Origin of the sequence: Agrobacterium tumefaciens, assembly GCF_009649785.1 — a bacterium.
GTDB lineage: Bacteria > Pseudomonadota > Alphaproteobacteria > Rhizobiales > Rhizobiaceae > Agrobacterium > Agrobacterium tumefaciens.
The window spans coordinates 87,779-103,233 of record NZ_WJOK01000019.1 but is presented as its reverse complement, the minus strand read 5'-3'; the positions used below and the strand labels follow the sequence as shown (position 1 = coordinate 103,233).

17 protein-coding genes and 1 tRNA gene are annotated in these 15,455 nt (G+C 60.4%); 3 read left to right on the top strand and 15 right to left on the bottom strand.

Annotated elements, in window-relative coordinates; genetic code table 11:
* Nucleotides 1-238: 238 nt before the first annotated feature.
* A tRNA-Gly gene (locus GH784_RS19665) sits at nucleotides 239-313 on the bottom strand.
* A gap of 373 nt (nucleotides 314-686) precedes the next feature.
* Between GH784_RS19665 and GH784_RS19660 the strand changes: the two genes are divergently transcribed.
* Nucleotides 687-908, top strand: coding sequence for a hypothetical protein (locus tag GH784_RS19660; RefSeq protein ID WP_013636760.1), 222 nt, complete (start codon nucleotides 687-689; stop codon nucleotides 906-908).
* A 77-nt stretch (nucleotides 909-985) separates the two neighbouring features.
* On the opposite strand, the gene dps is transcribed toward GH784_RS19660, so the two are convergent.
* The 10 genes from dps to GH784_RS19610 form a co-directional block, all read right to left on the bottom strand.
* Complete coding sequence (dps, locus tag GH784_RS19655; protein ID WP_003514046.1) at nucleotides 986-1,474, bottom strand: DNA starvation/stationary phase protection protein Dps; 489 nt, start codon at nucleotides 1,472-1,474, stop codon at nucleotides 986-988.
* A 125-nt stretch (nucleotides 1,475-1,599) separates the two neighbouring features.
* Nucleotides 1,600-2,358: an iron ABC transporter ATP-binding protein gene (locus GH784_RS19650; protein ID WP_003514045.1), complete on the bottom strand. Its 759-nt coding sequence runs from the start codon at nucleotides 2,356-2,358 to the stop codon at nucleotides 1,600-1,602.
* Nucleotides 2,355-3,323: an iron chelate uptake ABC transporter family permease subunit gene (locus GH784_RS19645; RefSeq protein WP_003514044.1), complete on the bottom strand. Its 969-nt coding sequence runs from the start codon at nucleotides 3,321-3,323 to the stop codon at nucleotides 2,355-2,357. The genes GH784_RS19650 and GH784_RS19645 overlap by 4 nt, the downstream gene beginning before the upstream one ends.
* A complete protein-coding gene (locus GH784_RS19640; protein WP_013636757.1) occupies nucleotides 3,316-4,281 on the bottom strand; it encodes an ABC transporter permease in 966 nt (321 codons plus the stop codon). The genes GH784_RS19645 and GH784_RS19640 overlap by 8 nt, the downstream gene beginning before the upstream one ends.
* Nucleotides 4,282-4,400: 119 nt before the next feature.
* Nucleotides 4,401-5,339 (bottom strand): siderophore ABC transporter substrate-binding protein, encoded by a 939-nt coding sequence (locus GH784_RS19635; RefSeq protein WP_013636756.1) that lies wholly within the window; start codon nucleotides 5,337-5,339, stop codon nucleotides 4,401-4,403.
* Nucleotides 5,340-5,539: 200 nt separating this feature from the next.
* Nucleotides 5,540-5,800 carry a hypothetical protein gene (locus GH784_RS19630; protein WP_003514037.1) on the bottom strand — a complete coding sequence of 87 codons (261 nt, stop codon included), beginning with the start codon at nucleotides 5,798-5,800 and terminating at the stop codon, nucleotides 5,540-5,542.
* Between the two features lie 129 nt (nucleotides 5,801-5,929).
* Nucleotides 5,930-7,447: a tripartite tricarboxylate transporter permease gene (locus GH784_RS19625; RefSeq protein ID WP_003514036.1), complete on the bottom strand. Its 1,518-nt coding sequence runs from the start codon at nucleotides 7,445-7,447 to the stop codon at nucleotides 5,930-5,932.
* A 107-nt stretch (nucleotides 7,448-7,554) separates the two neighbouring features.
* A complete protein-coding gene (locus GH784_RS19620) occupies nucleotides 7,555-8,049 on the bottom strand; it encodes a tripartite tricarboxylate transporter TctB family protein (protein ID WP_013636754.1) in 495 nt (164 codons plus the stop codon).
* Complete coding sequence (locus GH784_RS19615) at nucleotides 8,046-8,990, bottom strand: Bug family tripartite tricarboxylate transporter substrate binding protein (RefSeq protein WP_065702598.1); 945 nt, start codon at nucleotides 8,988-8,990, stop codon at nucleotides 8,046-8,048. Before GH784_RS19615 ends, GH784_RS19620 begins: the two co-directional genes overlap by 4 nt.
* Before the next feature lie 251 nt (nucleotides 8,991-9,241).
* Nucleotides 9,242-10,321 (bottom strand): ABC transporter substrate-binding protein, encoded by a 1,080-nt coding sequence (locus GH784_RS19610; protein WP_083211519.1) that lies wholly within the window; start codon nucleotides 10,319-10,321, stop codon nucleotides 9,242-9,244.
* Nucleotides 10,322-10,390: 69 nt separating this feature from the next.
* Between GH784_RS19610 and GH784_RS19605 the strand changes: the two genes are divergently transcribed.
* Nucleotides 10,391-11,071: a response regulator gene (locus GH784_RS19605; protein WP_025594373.1), complete on the top strand. Its 681-nt coding sequence runs from the start codon at nucleotides 10,391-10,393 to the stop codon at nucleotides 11,069-11,071.
* A complete protein-coding gene (locus GH784_RS19600; protein ID WP_065702599.1) occupies nucleotides 11,068-12,444 on the top strand; it encodes a sensor histidine kinase in 1,377 nt (458 codons plus the stop codon). Before GH784_RS19605 ends, GH784_RS19600 begins: the two co-directional genes overlap by 4 nt.
* 42 nt (nucleotides 12,445-12,486) lie before the next feature.
* Here the strand turns inward: GH784_RS19600 and GH784_RS19595 are convergent, their stop codons facing one another.
* The 4 genes from GH784_RS19595 to hutX form a co-directional block, all read right to left on the bottom strand.
* Nucleotides 12,487-12,816 carry a hypothetical protein gene (locus GH784_RS19595; RefSeq protein WP_003514020.1) on the bottom strand — a complete coding sequence of 110 codons (330 nt, stop codon included), beginning with the start codon at nucleotides 12,814-12,816 and terminating at the stop codon, nucleotides 12,487-12,489.
* A gap of 98 nt (nucleotides 12,817-12,914) precedes the next feature.
* Nucleotides 12,915-13,799, bottom strand: a complete 885-nt coding sequence (gene purU / locus GH784_RS19590; protein ID WP_065702600.1) for a formyltetrahydrofolate deformylase — start codon at nucleotides 13,797-13,799, stop codon at nucleotides 12,915-12,917.
* Between the two features lie 194 nt (nucleotides 13,800-13,993).
* Nucleotides 13,994-14,770 (bottom strand): YbaY family lipoprotein, encoded by a 777-nt coding sequence (locus tag GH784_RS19585; RefSeq protein WP_065702601.1) that lies wholly within the window; start codon nucleotides 14,768-14,770, stop codon nucleotides 13,994-13,996.
* A gap of 155 nt (nucleotides 14,771-14,925) precedes the next feature.
* On the bottom strand, nucleotides 14,926-15,447 hold the full coding sequence (gene hutX / locus GH784_RS19580) for a heme utilization cystosolic carrier protein HutX (RefSeq protein WP_065702602.1): 522 nt from the start codon (nucleotides 15,445-15,447) through the stop codon (nucleotides 14,926-14,928).
* Between the last annotated feature and the right edge of the window lie 8 nt (nucleotides 15,448-15,455).

Here is a 15,455-nt window from a genome sequence, read left to right as displayed (position 1 = left end):
ATTTAATACTAAATAATTCTAATGAGAATCCAAATCGGCTATCATGTCTTGCACGTCCGCAAACGCCTTCCTGAAGCGAATAAGTTCGGTGTCTAGGGCACGGGACTATGGTTGGGCGTCAGATCGGCCCAGAACATGCGGGTAGGCTTCGGTTGAAGAGGAGCTATCTGGGACCGGCGGCAAAATCAGGGCGGTGCCTGTAAGCGCTTTGACATTCCCGACGTTTTCCAGGGAAAACTGGAGCGGGCGAAGGGATTTGAACCCTCGACCCCAACCTTGGCAAGGTTGTGCTCTACCCCTGAGCTACACCCGCTCAAAAACCGCTGGTCCGGGGTAGTTCGCTGGACCGCGGGCCGCCAAAGCGCGGCGACGGGTGCTATATCGCTCAATCGTTTTTGGAATGCAACAGTTTCTTTTGCGGTTTCGGTGGAAATCCGTCTGGCCTGTGGGTTTATTCAAAACGACCGGCCCGATGCGTCGTAAAAAAGTGTGTTGGCGGGCGAAGGTATTGTTTCGGCTGGCCTTTATTTGGGTTGTAAAAGCACACAACCGGCCGGATGGCCAAAAAATAACCTGTTTACATTTGGTTAAAATCTGATTCGACAAGTGATTCGTTCGGGTGTACAAATTTCATGTCCACAAAAAAAGAAACGATACTTGGCATGTCATCATCGGGAGGATGAGCCTTGTCGTATGCAGCTTTTGAAAGAGTCGGCGCACAATTGTCGCCCCAGCAGATCACCGATCTGCAGAATATTTTCGACGGCGTATGTTTCGAGTGCCTTCAAGATCGCTGTAGCCACGTCGCCAACGAGTGCGCGGCGGTTTTGATCCGTAGCGCCCAGCGCGGCATTCTCGATCATGAGATGTTGCGCGACATCGGTCTTGCGGTTTTACGTCGGCACTGATTGCGCCATTTCATTAAAAAAGCGCCCGGGCATCTCGGGCGCTTTCGTGTGTGTGGTGGCAGTAGCAGCGTTGCGGCTCAGCTCTTTTCCTGAACGTGCGCCTCGAGGAACCACAGCGCCTTGTCGAGATCGCGCGAGGCGGCGGTGAAGATATCCGCTGTCGTCGGGTCGCCGGCCTCGTCGGAATCATCGATAGCCTTGCGGATCATGTTGGCCACGTCGCCATAACGGGCGATCAGTTCGTCCAAATGATCGTGGATCTTGTAGATATCGGTCGGATAGGCCTTGAGCTTGGTCGTCGAAGAGACGGATTGCAGGCTACCGAGCGCTGTGCCGCCAAGCTGCACCACACGTTCGGCAATTGTATCGCCGTGATTGTCGAGCTGGGCGCGGAAGGTGTCGAGAAGTTCGTGCACGGCGATGAATTGCGGACCTTTCAGGTTCCAGTGCGCCTGCTTGGTCACCAGTGCAAGGTCGATCACAGAAGCGAGCGATTCGTTCAGAATACCCATCACCGTTGATTTGGCGTTGGAAGGCAGGTCGTTCTTCGTCTTGTGCGTCTTCATCGATGTCTCCTGACGTTGCGGACGGAATGCCGTTTGGCAAAATCTCCCCCGATTAACGCCCTGGCCGGTTGCCCTGTTCCGTCGCTCGGACGGCAATGGCAAAAAACCTCTGCAATCGTCGTATCTCACTCATAAAACAGACAGATGCGTCGACCGTCTATGTCGTTGACACTGATGGTCATGTCGTAGATTTCCCGCAGAACCTCCGGACGGATAATCTGTTCCGCCGGTCCCTGGCGGCAGATTCGGCCATCACGCATGGCGATGATGGTGTCGGAGTACCAGGAGGCGAAGTTGATGTCGTGCAGTACCAGAACCACGGTCTTCTTCAGCTCGTCGGCGGCGCGACGCATGATCTTCATCATGCTTGAGGCGTGTTTCATGTCGAGATTGTTGAGCGGCTCGTCCAGGAGCACATAGTCCGTGTCCTGACACAGGACCATGGCCACGAAGGCGCGCTGACGCTGGCCGCCGGAAAGCTCGTCGAGAAAGCGGCCGGAAAGGTTTTCGAGATGGAGATATTCCAGCGCCCGGTCGATATGGACCTTGTCCTCGATGGTGGGACGGCCCTTGGAATAGGGATAACGTCCAAAACCGACGAGATCGCGCACCGTCAGGCGTGACGAGATGTGGTTGTCTTGCCTGAGGATCGAGAGCCGTTTTGCCAGCGTGTCGGAAGGGGTCTTGGTCACATCCAGCCCGTCCACAGTCACGGTTCCCGCATCCATGGACATCAGCCGTGCCACGATGGAGAGCAGCGTGGATTTTCCCGCCCCGTTCGGCCCGATGATGGAGGTGACGCCGCCTGCCGGAATGGCGACGGAGACGCCATCGACAACAACCGTGTCGCCATAGGATTTGCTGATCTGACTGGCGATGATCATCGCGCACCCCGCTTGAGAATAAGACCGATAAAGACGATGCCGCCCAGAAATTCGATGATGATGGAAAGCGCCGTGTTGAAGGCGAAGATCCGCTCCAGCACCACCTGACCGCCGACAAGGCAGATGATGGCGATGAGGATTGCAGCCGGCAGCACATAGGCATGTTTGCCGTTGCCTGTGAGATAATGGGCCAGCGCCGCAACCAGCAGCCCGAAGAACATGACAGGGCCGACGAGTGCGGTGGAAACGGCAACGAGAACGGAGACCAGCACGAGGATGATCGTCACCGTTCGCTTGTAGTCCACGCCAAGGCTGATGGCCGTTGCGCGGCCGAGCGAAAGAACGTCGAGCGTGTGCAGGAGCCGCAACCCGATAATCGTCACCACGCCGACGATGATGGCTGATACCGCAAGAAGGGTGGGATCGATGGAATTGAAGCTGGCGAACAGCACATCCTGCAGCACCGCATATTCATTCGGGTCCAGCACGCGCTGCATGAAGCCCGAGAGGCTGCGGAAGAACACGCCGAAGACGATGCCGACCAGCACCAGAAGGTGCAGGCTGCGTTCCGCGCCGACGAAAAGCCAGCGGTAGAGCAGGGCGGAGAAGGTGACGAGCAGCGCGGTTTCGGCAAGAAACTTCAGTTGCGGATCGATCATCACCACGGTTGCCGAGCCAAATACGAAGATCAGCGCCGTCTGCACCAGCACATAGAGCGAATCGAAACCCATCACCGAAGGGGTGAGAATGCGGTTGTTGGTGACCGTCTGGAACAATACCGTCGAAACGGCGATGGCATAGGCCACCAACAGCAGCGATAGAAGCTTGATGCCGCGAAACGGCAGGATGAAGCTCCAACTGCCCTTTGCACCGAGCGTCATGAAGGCAGCCATGGAGATGAGCGCCAGTGCGAGAAGCATCAGCAGCACGAGTTTCGCGCGCCGGTCGGGATGTCTCTCATGCATGGTGGCGTTTCCGGAGCAGGAGATAGAGGAACAACGCGCTGCCGATGACGCCGACCACGGTTCCGATCGGTATCTCATAGGGCGCGCGCACCGTTCTGCCGATGATGTCGCAGGCAAGAACGAAGACCGCGCCAAGCGTCGCCACCCAGGGCACGGAACGGCGCATATTGTCGCCGATCATCAGGCTGACCACATTCGGCACGATCAGGCCGAGAAAGGGGATCATACCGACGGTCACGACGACGACGGCACTGACCAGCGAGACGATGGTGAGGCCAAGCGCCATCACCCGGCGATAGTTCAGTCCGAGATTGGTGGTGAAGTCGCGCCCCATGCCTGCCACCGTGAAACGGTCGGCGGCTAGATAGGCAGCGATGGCGAAAACGAAGCCGATCCACAGCAATTCATAGCGGCCACGCAGCACGCCGGAAAAATCCCCGGTCATCCACGCGCCGAGCGATTGCAGCAGATCGAAACGATAGGCGAAGAAAGTGGTGACGGCAGAAATGACGCCGCCCAGCATGATGCCGATCAGCGGCACCAGCAGCACATCGCGTAGCGGCACCTGCCGTAGAATACGAAGGAAAAGTGCGGTTCCCGCCAGCGCGAAAGCGGCGGCCACCAACATCTTGCCGAAGATCGGCGTTTCCGGGGCAAGCAGGGTGACGGTGAGCAGGCCAAGGCCGGCGGATTCGGTGGTGCCAGCCGTCGAAGGCTCCACGAAGCGGTTGCGCACCAGCATCTGCATGATGAGACCGGCAATCGCCATCGAGCTTCCGGCCAGTATGAGCGCCAGCGTGCGCGGAATGCGGCTGACTAGGAGCACGCGCAATGCATCCGCGCTCGTATCCGGCGCAAAAAGCGTCGCTAGCGAGACGTTGCTCACGCCGACGAACAGGCTGACGATGGCGAGTGTCAGCGCCAGAAGGAGGGCGAGGATGAGGGACAGGGATTTCACGTCAGTGGTTTTTCGAAAATGGTGATGGCTCGCTTCGACCTCGCAGATTGCCCGGAGGACTGAACCTCTCCTTCGTCATCCTCGGGAGAAGCCCGGGGATGACGTCGCGAAGGCAGTTTTTACGACTTCTTCTCGGACACGGCCTCGTAGACCTGATCAAGCAAGGTGGTGAGCGCCGTATAACCGCTGCTGACGATATAGGCCGCCTGCGGGTCGAGATAGACGATCTGCTTTTTCTTCCAGGCGTTGGTCTGGTGGATCAGTTCGTTGTCCAGCACCTGGGCGGCGGCCTTGCCTGGGTCCGTTGCGCGGCCGATGCCGGCATCGCGGTCAATCACGAACAGCCATTCGGGATTGACCTCTGCCAGATATTCGAAGGACACGACATCGCCCCGGTCGAAGCGGTCATCGATATCAGGAGCGACCGGCTTGAAGCCGATTTCCGTGTGCAGCCAGCCGGTGCGCGAGCTTGGGCCGTAAACACCGACCTTGCCGGCATTGGTGACGAGGATCATCGCCGTACCGGAATTCGGCGCGATGGCCTTCAGCTTTGCGACCTTCTCGTCAATGGAGGCGTCGAGCTTCTTTGCTTCTTCCTGCTTGCCGAAGATATCGCCGAGCTTGGTGATATTGGCTTTGACGCTCGCGATGAATTCCTTGGAATCGATCGACATGTCGATGGCGGGCGTGATCTTCGCAACATCGGGATATTTCGCCCGCGAACGGCCGCCGACGATGACGAGATCGGCTTCTGCCGCATTGATCGCCTCGTAATCGGGTTCGAACAGCGTGCCGACCTTCAGATATTTGCCATCGGCATATTTCTGGAGATAGGTCGGCAGGTTGGAACCAAGGACACCAGCTGGCTCGACGCCCATCGCATCGAGATTGTCGAGCGAGGGGATATCCAGAACCAGAACCTTTTTCGGCGCGGCTTTCAGAACGGTCTCGCCCTGCGCGTGCTTGATCGTCATTTCCTCAGCGCCTGCGGTCATCGCGCCAAGGCTGAAGGCCGCTGCTGCCAGCAGCCGAACGGGGAAGGTGAAGTTGATGGCCACGGATATGTCCCTTGCAATATGGTTCTGGACCCTGCGGAAGCGGATCCCGCAGGCGTAACTTGATGTTCGCTGTCAGCTTTATTGGCAAGGTATGCGGAAATCAAAAATATGTTTTAGAATAGTTCTGAATTGCCGTGAGCGGGAAATGTGTGTGGCACCGGAAGCAAACCTCGGAGCCACATCAGGGGTCGTATCTTTTCTCAATTCGGCGGCCAGTCGCCGACGATCTCGCGTCTTTCCAGTTTCAGCGACCGGTCAGGCTGGATGCGGTAGGTTTCAATCGCCAGCCGGCCGTCGCCCATGACGAATTCGTGGCTGAGCGTGCTGCCGATGGGTGACTTGGTCAATTTGGTGTGGGGTTGTCCGCCATAGGTGATGCTGCCCGGAATGGGTTGCACGTCGGGTGCCGCGGTGGCGCAGCCGGCAAGGCCCAGAACCAGCATGATCGCGATCTTGCGCATGTTTTTCTCCTGCGTTGGACAGGAATACTACCACGGCCGTGCCTGCGCCACACATCCCGTTGCCGTGAATAAAAAGGGCCCCGCATCCGGAAGGAGACGGGGCCAGTTGCCTTGGGAGGCTGTTTGTTATCAGTCCTCGTTGGCGGCAAGCTGCGTCAGCACCTCGCCGCGGCCGCGGATGCGCATGATGAGCGGGACGATGAAGGCGGCGGCTGCGACAAGGAACAGGCCGACGGCAATCGGTGAGGTGAGCAGCACGGTCGGGTCGCCCTGGCCGATGGCGAGTGCACGGCGAAGCTGCTGTTCGGCAAGCGGCCCGAGGATGAGGCCGACCACGGCAGGCGCGATCGGATAACCGAAGATGCGCATGATGTAACCAAGGATACCGAAGGCGAGCAGCATGCCGAGTTCGAACACGGACGGGTTGGCGCCGATGGTGCCGAGCGTCGCGAATAGCAGGATGCCGGCATAGAGCCAGGGTTTCGGGATGGTCAGCAGCTTCACCCACAGGCCGATGAGTGGCAGATTGAGCACCAGCAGCATCAGGTTGGCAATGAACAGGCTGGCGATAAGGCCCCAGACCAGCTGCGGATTGGTGGCAAACAGCAGCGGGCCAGGCTGAAGACCGAACTGCTGGAAACCGGCAAGCATGATGGCAGCGGTTGCCGTCGTCGGCAGGCCGAGCGTCAGGAGGGGCACGAGCGTACCGGCAGCGGAGGCATTGTTGGCGGCTTCCGGACCGGCAACCCCTTCGATGGCGCCATGGCCGAATTCTTCAGGATGTTTGCTGAGCCGCTTTTCGGTTGCATAGGAAAGGAAAGTGCCGATTTCAGCACCACCGGCAGGCATGGCGCCAATGGGGAAACCGATCAATGTGCCGCGCAACCAGGGTTTCCAGGAACGCGCCCAGTCCTGCGCACTCATCCAGACCGAACCCTTGACCGCTTCGACCTTCTCGTCGCCACTCTGGCCCTGCGCAACGATGAACAACGTCTCGCCGATGGCGAACATGGCCACCGCAAGCGTCGTCACTTCCACGCCGTCGAGAAGGTCGGGAATGCCGAAGCTCATGCGGGTCTGGCCGGTCAACTGGTCGATACCGACGATGGCGAGCGCGAAGCCGATGAACAGCGAGGTAAGGCCGCGCAGCGCCGAGTCTCCGAAAGCCGAGGAGACGGTGACAAAAGCGAGCACCATCAGCGCGAAATATTCGCGCGGGCCGAAAACCAGCGCCAGCTTGACGATATAGGGTGCAACAAAGGCGAGAGCGACGGTGGCGATGAGACCAGCGACGAAGGAGCCGATGGCGGCGGTGGCAAGTGCCGGACCGCCGCGGCCCGCACGGGCCATCTTGTTGCCTTCGAGCGCAGTCACGATCGATGCGCTTTCGCCAGGCGTGTTGAGCAGGATCGAGGTGGTCGATCCGCCATACATGCCGCCATAATAGATGCCGGCGAACATGATGAGCGAACCGGCAGGATCAAGCCGATATGTAACGGGCAGAAGCAGAGCGACCGTCAGCGCCGGCCCGATGCCGGGCAGAACGCCGACGGCAGTGCCGAGTGTCACGCCGATCAGCGCATAGAGCAGGTTCATGGGTTGGGCAGCAACCTCAAGACCGTGCAGCAGGAATTCAAACGTACTCATGGACAGATGTCCCCCAAGTCGAGCAGATGGGCGGGCGGAACGGCTGGCGTTTGCGTCATCGCGCGCCGGCGGTTTCCTGTGATCTCGAATTTTGGTCGGAATGGCTGTTAGAACAACAGCCGTTCCAGAGGCCCGGCAGGCAGAGAAAGCTGCAGCAGCCGCGCAAAGATGATCCAGATGACGAAGCTCAGAGCGATGCCGATGGGGATCGAATACCAGAGCTTGCGTTTGCCGAAGGCGCGCGCCGTAAACGCAAACAGGAGACCGGTGGCGATGGAGAAACCGGCGACGTTCAGCAACAGCATCTGCGCGGCAAGGCCGGCGACGACCCATATGACCGGGGCGACTTCCTGTTTGTCCCGTTCAGGAAAATCACCGCGCCAGGCTTCGATGGCCGTCCAGAGCGCAAGGCCGACAAGACAGAAGGCGATGGCGTAGGGGACCGTTGCCGGACCGACCGGCGAGTAGCCGGTGACGCTGGCGAGACGCGCACTGTCCCAGAAGATCACGCAGGCGATAAGGACGAGGGCTACGGCGATCGCCAGCGCCGCCCAGTCAGGGCGGCGCTCTTGATGTTGTGAAGGGTTGGAACCCTGGCTCATTTTACCAGTCCAATTTCTTTGAGGATGGCGGCGGTGGCGTCGGTGTCCTTGGCAAGCTGCGCCTTGAACTCGTCACCGGAAAGATAAGTATCCATCCAGCTCTTGGTCTTCAGCGTTTCCTGCCACTTTGCGGATTTCGCCAGCTTCTCGATATCGGCGCTGACGGCCTTTTCCTGTTCCGGCGTCAGGCCGGGAGGAGCAGCGACCATGCGCCAGTTCTGCACGACGACGTCGAGGCCGCTTTCCTTGAGCGTCGGCGCGTCAACGCCTTCCAGCTTCTCTTCGCTGGAAACGGCCAGCAGGCGCAGCGTGCCCGCCTTGACCTGGCTTTCGAATTCGCCGTAGCTCGAAATGCCGGCTGTTACCTGCGAGCCGAGGATCGAGGCAAGCGCTTCGCCGCCGCCGGAATAGGCGATGTAGTTGATCTTGGTCGGATCGACGCCGGCCGCCTTGGCGATCAGGCCAACAGCGATATGATCGGTGCCGCCGGCCGAGCCGCCGCCCCAGGACACGCTGCCCGGATCTTTTTTGAGCTGGTCGACGAGGTCGCCGATGGTTTTCAGCGGCGAAGATGCCGGAACGACGATTGCTTCATATTCACCGGTCAGGCGGGCGATTGGCGTCACTTCCTTGAGGGTGACGGGCGCCTTGTTGGTGATGATCGCGCCGACCATCACGTAACCGCCGACGATGAGGGCGTTCGGGTTACCCTTCTGCTGGCTGGCGAACTGTGCAAGACCGATGGTGCCGCCGGCACCTGGCACGTTCTGCACCTGAACGCTCTTGGAAATGCCTTCTTCCTGCAGCACGGTCTGCAGGGAACGCGCGGTCTGGTCCCAGCCGCCGCCGGGATTGGCCGGCGCGATGATGGTGTAGTCCGCTGCGACCGCCGGAAGCGCGATCACGCCTGCCAGAAATGTGCCGATAAGAAAATGTTTCACTTAGAAAACCCTCCTCAGGATGCCCTTTTTGGGCGTCGTTTTTCGTTTATGCGGAAGGGAGTTTCAGGCCGTGCTTATCCTGACGCTGCCAGGGCAGCGCGGAGCTCTACGGTCCTCAGATTTCCTCCCGCATCTTCTTCCGCCTCCACGGAATGAAGAAGGATTGCAGAGCATCATAAAAAGCTGTCATCTAACTGACGCACCGCAAGTCCTTGCGCATTTACTCTCTATTAATTTGTGCTTGCCGTCTACTATTGCGAGCGTAGCGCCTCGTTCCACCGCTCGATCAGGCGGCTGCGCTTGACCTGATCCAGATAGACCATCAGGCCCGGGCTGACGGGCACAGGGCGCAATTGTGCGCCGTGGATCGCCTGCATGGTGTTGGCGGTGTTTTCGCCCGCCACGTCAGGGCTGACGGCGGGGATCTGCAATTGCCGGGCCATGATCGTCTGGCCCTCCTTGGACATGAAGAATTCGAGATAGCGGCGGCCGAGCGCCGGATTGGCGGCGGCTTCCGGCACCAGCCCGATGCGAGACATGACCACGGTATAGTCCTTGGGCAGAACGATGCCGACATCGGGATGGCGCGAGGCCCAGTCGGCCGCGTAGGAACCGAGAATATTGTAGCCCAGCACGAAGCGCCCGTCGGAGACACGCTCCAGAATGGCGGATGACGTGGAATAGACCTTCACGCCAGCCGCGCCCATGGCCTTGATGACGCTCCATATATCGCCGAACTGCTCCTGATCGCGCGACATGAACAGGAAGCCGACGCCGGAGCGTTCAATGTCGTAGGTAGCGATGCGGCCATGCACTTCCTTGGCGTGGCGCTCAAGATAATCGACGAATTCGGCACGGGTGGCGGGCGGCTTTTCGGTGGTAAAGCTCGGCTTGTGATACACGAACACCGCCGGCTCGAAGGTCAGCGCATAGGCGGTGTTGCGCCAGTTGGCCCAGGTGGGCCAGCGCGCGCTCATGGCAAGGTCGGAGCGCTGGGCGTAACCGTCATTGCTCAACTTCACCTGCAAGTCCATGGCGGATGAAAAGGCGAAATCGGCGGTCTTTTTGCCCGCATCGGTTTCTTTCACGATGCGATCATAGATTTCGCCGGTCAGCATGTCCTCGTAATGGACGGTGATATCGGGGTTGGCCTTCTGGAAACCCTCGATCATCGGCGTGGCCAGCGGTTCGTCCAGCGAGGAATAAACCACGAGCGTTTCCGCATCCGCCTTGCCTGATGGTGCAGGGAAAACGGCGACTTGTGCAAGCGCCGGTGAGGCCATGCAAAGACAGAGACAGAGAAAAACGGCGATACGCATGGAAAAGATCATGCCGCACGCGCTTGCCATTCACAAGCGCCAAGGGCTTGGATAAGCTCGGCAATGTTGCGGGAGGAAGAATTGCGTATTTTGCTGGTCGAGGACAATCAGGTGCTGTCGGAAGGGCTGTGTGCGCTTCTGCGCGGCAGCGGTTATGCGGTGGATGTCGTTTCAGACGGCGCTTCCGCCGACGCGGCGATTGCGGCGGAAAATTTCGATCTCGTCATTCTCGATCTCAACCTGCCGGAAATGGACGGCATCGAGGTGCTGCGCTCCATGCGCTCGCGCCAGGACAAGGCGGCGGTGCTGATCCTGACGGCGCGTGGCACGCCGGAGGAGAAGGTCAAGGGGCTCGATCTCGGCGCCGACGACTACATGATCAAGCCCTTCGACATCACCGAATTTGAGGCGAGGGTGCGGGTGCTGCTGCGCCGCAATGCCGGACTGCGCTCTTCTACGCTCGGCTTCGGCAAAGTCCTGTTCGACCTCACATCCCGCACCTTTTCAGCCGATGGGCGCCCGCTCGATATTCCGGCGCGTGAAGTGGCGCTGCTCGAGGTGCTGTTCATGCGGGCGGGCAAGGTGGTTGCCAAGGAGGCGATCGTGCAATCGCTGACCGGTTTCGACGACGAGATATCAGGCAACGCCATCGAGCAATATGTCAGCCGGCTGCGCAAGCGGCTTGCCCCCCACGGGCTGACGGTGAAGACGGCGCGTGGCATCGGCTATTATCTGGAAAAGCTGCCGGAGATGGCTGAATGAGACAGGCCGCCTATTCGCTCAGGCGGCGTCTTTTAGGCTGGCTTCTCATCTCCACCGCCATCATCGGCTGCGTTGCGCTCACTGATACCTGGCGCGAGGCGGTCAATACGGCCAATGTCGTCTCCGACCGGGTGCTGTCAGGTTCCGCGCTTGCGATTGCCGAGCGGGTGGTGGTGGCCGAAGACGGCTCGCTGGAGGTCGATATTCCCTATGTTGCGCTGGAAATGCTGACATCGGCGGCACAGGACCGGGTGTTTTATCGTGTCGACGGGCCAAACGGGCAATTTCTCACCGGTTACCAGAACCTGCCGACGGTGGAGAATCCGGCCGGAGAAACGCCTGCCTATCGCGACGCAGTGTTTCGTGACGAGCCGATCCGCATCGCCGCGATCCGCCGTTTTGCCTCCACCGGCATCAATTCCGTGCCCTTTTCCGTGACGGTGGCTGAAACGACGATCGCCCGCAGCCAGCTTGCGCAAGCCATCATCCTGCGCTCGGCCTTGCGCCTGCTGTTCATGATCGTGGGCGCGGCGATCATTGTCTGGATCGCGGTGACGATTTCGCTCCGGCCGCTTTACCGGCTCAGCGAAGCGATTGCCGAGCGCAGCCCCAACGACCTGCATCCAATCCGGCAATCCGTGCCGGTGGAGGTGGAAAATCTGGTGGAAACGGTCAATTCCTTCATGGTGCGGCTGCAATCGGCGCTCGATGCGCTCAGGCATTTCACCGGTAATGCCAGCCATCAATTGCGCACGCCGCTTGCCATCATCAGCACCCAGCTTGCGCTTTCCGCCCGCGCCGCAAGTCTCGAAGACGCGCAGGCGGCGGCGCGCAAGGGCGGCGCTTCGGTGGCCCATGCCGAACACATCCTCGCCCAGTTGCTGCGCATGGCCAATATCGATGCTGCCGGTTCGAGCGAAAAACATGATTTTTCCGAGATCGACCTCGTGGCGGTGGCGCAAAACGTGACGGCAGATTTCGTGCCACGCGCGGCCGACGCCGGCATCGATCTCGGTTTCGAAGGCGAGGGCGAAGCGACAATTCTCGCCGAGCCGCTCCTTATCGGTGAACTGATCGGCAATCTCGTTTCCAATGCCATCAACTACGCGGGGCGTGGTGCGGAAGTCACCGTGCGCGTCGGCAGGCAAGCGGGCGCCGTCTGGCTGGAAGTGGAAGATAACGGCCCCGGCATACCCACGGAAAAACGCGCCATGGTGCGCCAGCGCTTCGCCCGCGGCGAAGCCAACGCCGCCCCCGGCGCCGGCCTCGGCCTTGCGATCATCGAGGAGATCGCCGGGCTGTTCGGCGGGCGACTGATGCTGGAGGACGGCGCGGGCGGGCGGGGCTTAAGGGCCCGGGTGGAGTTTTCCTGAGGCGGCACTGCTGCGCCGTCCCCTTGGATGAGACTCGCGGTCCTATTCGTTCATCTTGTCGATAATCTGCATCATGATGTCAGCGCAGGCCTTCATCGGCTCGTCATCGGCACATTTGACGTCGATTTTGCGCTCGCCGTCTTCAATCCTGAAATGCGCTGCCTTGGAGGGCGGGGGTGGCATTCTCTTGCCATGCGGGCCGTCCCGCCAGCCTGCTTCCCTCGGGCCACCAGGGCCGGGCGGAGGAGGTGGCGGCGGCGCATCCGCCCTTGAACCAGCGTCCGCCGGTCCCGGCGGTGGTGGCGGCTGCTGGGCGAAGCTGGACCCCGCCGCGATGAGAAACGCGGCGCCGGCAATGACGAGTTTTTTCATGTGAGAGACCTCGCTGTTGGGCTACAGTGAAGAAACGGTCACATGGGATGCTCGGTTGCCGGTCGGTAAAAATAATTCCGCGTTGTTTTCGTGGCGTATTAGCCCATCCGTTCCGAAGCGTAGCTGCCCGGGCTTGGCGGGAAGACTACGGTGCGGTTGCCGTTGATGAAAGTGCGGTGGTGGATGTGGGCATGGATGGCGCGTGCCAGTACCTGGCTTTCCACATCACGGCCAAGAGAGACATAGTCTTCGGCAGATTGGGCATGGGTGACGCGCACCGTGTCCTGCTCGATGATCGGGCCTTCGTCCAGATCGGCGGTGACGTAATGGGCTGTCGCGCCGATCAGCTTTACGCCGCGGTCATAGGCCTGCTTGTAGGGGTTGGCGCCCTTGAAGGATGGCAGGAAGGAGTGGTGGATGTTGATTATCCGGCCCGACATCTTGCGGCACATGTTATCGGACAGCACCTGCATGTAACGCGCCAGCACCACCAGTTCGGTGCCGCTGGTCTCGATCAGGTCCATCAGCTGCGCTTCGGCCTGCGGCTTGTTTTCCTTCGTTACCTTGATGTGGTGGAAGGGAATATCGTGGTTGACCACCACTTTCTGATATTCGAAATGGTTGGAGACGACGCCGACGATATCGATCGGCAGCGCGCCGATCTTCCAGCGGTAGAGCAGATCGTTGAGGCAATGGCCGAAGCGCGACACCATCAGAAGTGTTTTCATGCGCTGGCCGTCGCTATAGATGCGGGCTTCCATGCCGAATTTTTCCGCCACCGGCTTAAAGCCCTCGGTGATGGCCTGCATCGTCGCGCCCTCTTCGGAAATGAAGGAAACGCGCATGAAGAACTTGCCGGTCTCGAGGTCGTCAAACTGCGAACTGTCGACGATGTTGCAGCCCTTTTCCGCCAGATAACCGGAAATCGCGGCGACGATGCCGCGGGTCGATTTGCAGGCTACTGTCAGAACATAGGTTGTCATTCGTTTTCCCTCAAAGACTTTGAACCGGCGCAGTTGGCGCGTTCCATAGCGCAGCTCTGTGGCGGAGCAAAGCGCCAAGACGAGTGCAGCAAAGTCATAAGACGGGAAAAGGGGCCGCGCCGTGCCGGAAGCGACATGGAATGTTCCACGGCCAGCACGGCGGCGGCAGGCGTTGCCGCCTGCCGTTACCACTCTCAGGCGCGGCGCAGGCGCATGGCCGGGCGGCCGCGGCCGTCGATCAACTCCAGCGTGCCGCGGCGCGGCTCGAGCCGGAAGGAGCGGGCACCTTCCAGCGCTTCGATGAACTGCCTTTCCTGGCGCATGATGTCAGGAGCGCAGGCCATCTGGGTGGAAATCATCCGGCCGAAATCGACGCGGTTGCGGCTTATCTTCACCTCGCCGCCGATGCCGTTGCAGCCGGCGTTGCCGGAAACGCGGCCCTCGCGGGAAATTTCCAGCGTTGCCTCGCGGCGGCCGCGAACCCTTTCGCCACGGATTTCCTGCACCAGCCAGCGCCCCTCAATGCCAGCCTGCGGCTCCGGCCTGCCTGGAGCCGCCGCCACCCGTTCCAGAACGAGATCGGTGTCGTCACGCCCACCGGCCAGAACCGAGTAACGGCGCGTTGTGGTGAAGAGCAGCTGGTCGCCCTCGCGGATTTCGGCGCTGAGCGCATAGGAGCGGCGGCCACGGATGTCGCGGTCGTCATAACGCAAAACGAAGGGTACCGGCACCTGCCCACGCGGGCGTATGGTGGTTTCGGCGATCGTCTGCGAAGGCGCGTCCGCCAGCGAGACATCGATGAGGCGCACTATAACAGTCGCGCCCGGCGGCAGGGCGATCCGCTCGCGATAGGAAACGCTGCCGCGCAGGCTTGCGGGTGCGGCAGCCGCACCGCCCGCTGCAAAAAGCGGTGCAAGCGCGAGGAGCCCTGCGAAATTCCGGCGCGAAAGAAGTGGCTGGCGGTCGTTCATGGTGCTTGCTCCGTGCTGCTGATCGAATTTCAGCGGATGATAAAAAACGGCACTGAACGGGCGATGAACCGGTGAATGTCTCCTCACGAGTGGGGCTGAGCCATCGCGGATTGATGAGAAAGGAGGGAGGCCACCACCAGCAGCCTCCCATTCACTTAGGCACGGAAACTGTCCCGCAGCGCTTCGAACTTGGCCAGCTGATCGCCACGCAGTTCCTTGTTTTCGTCGCGACGGACGAAAATCTTGAACATGGCGCCGCCGGCGGCATTCATGAACCAGACGGAACAGGAGCGTCGGCCGTGAAAGCCGCGATCGACGAAGGTGATGCCAGTGCAATTGTCCTTCTTGATGTGGCCGCCGATGGGGCTGTCACCGTGGATGTTGAACCAGCCGTGGCTTTCGCTGCCCTCTGGCAGGTCGCCCGGCACTTCCAGCACGATATCGCCGGTCTGGACGATCATCAGGACTTCGCCCCAGCCGCGCATCTCGTTCCAGATCGCGTCGAACTGATCGGAACCAGCCGAAACGGCCGCACCTTGCGGCAGGATCGCCAGAACTTCGGCTGATGTCACCTCTGCCTTGGCGGCAATGGCTTCCACGATGCCGTCAGGCTTTTCGGCAAGTGCTGCGGCAGCGCGGGCCTGCCGGTCATCGGTCTTTTGGGCTGCAATGCTCATCGGCGAGC

What these genes read in the sequence shown, in the direction of transcription:
- GH784_RS19585 (WP_065702601.1), bottom strand. Translation starts at nt 14,770, where the DNA reads ATGAACGACCGCCAGCCACTTCTTTCGCGCCGGAATTTCGCAGGGCTC.
- GH784_RS19610 (WP_083211519.1), bottom strand. Translation starts at nt 10,321, where the DNA reads ATGATCTTTTCCATGCGTATCGCCGTTTTTCTCTGTCTCTGTCTTTGC.
- GH784_RS19625 (WP_003514036.1), bottom strand. Translation starts at nt 7,447, where the DNA reads ATGAGTACGTTTGAATTCCTGCTGCACGGTCTTGAGGTTGCTGCCCAA.
- dps (WP_003514046.1), bottom strand. Translation starts at nt 1,474, where the DNA reads ATGAAGACGCACAAGACGAAGAACGACCTGCCTTCCAACGCCAAATCA.
- purU (WP_065702600.1), bottom strand. Translation starts at nt 13,799, where the DNA reads ATGACAACCTATGTTCTGACAGTAGCCTGCAAATCGACCCGCGGCATC.
- GH784_RS19595 (WP_003514020.1), bottom strand. Translation starts at nt 12,816, where the DNA reads ATGAAAAAACTCGTCATTGCCGGCGCCGCGTTTCTCATCGCGGCGGGG.
- hutX (WP_065702602.1), bottom strand. Translation starts at nt 15,447, where the DNA reads ATGAGCATTGCAGCCCAAAAGACCGATGACCGGCAGGCCCGCGCTGCC.
- GH784_RS19630 (WP_003514037.1), bottom strand. Translation starts at nt 5,800, where the DNA reads ATGCGCAAGATCGCGATCATGCTGGTTCTGGGCCTTGCCGGCTGCGCC.
- GH784_RS19620 (WP_013636754.1), bottom strand. Translation starts at nt 8,049, where the DNA reads ATGAGCCAGGGTTCCAACCCTTCACAACATCAAGAGCGCCGCCCTGAC.
- GH784_RS19600 (WP_065702599.1), top strand. Translation starts at nt 11,068, where the DNA reads ATGAGACAGGCCGCCTATTCGCTCAGGCGGCGTCTTTTAGGCTGGCTT.
- GH784_RS19645 (WP_003514044.1), bottom strand. Translation starts at nt 3,323, where the DNA reads ATGCATGAGAGACATCCCGACCGGCGCGCGAAACTCGTGCTGCTGATG.
- GH784_RS19650 (WP_003514045.1), bottom strand. Translation starts at nt 2,358, where the DNA reads ATGATCATCGCCAGTCAGATCAGCAAATCCTATGGCGACACGGTTGTT.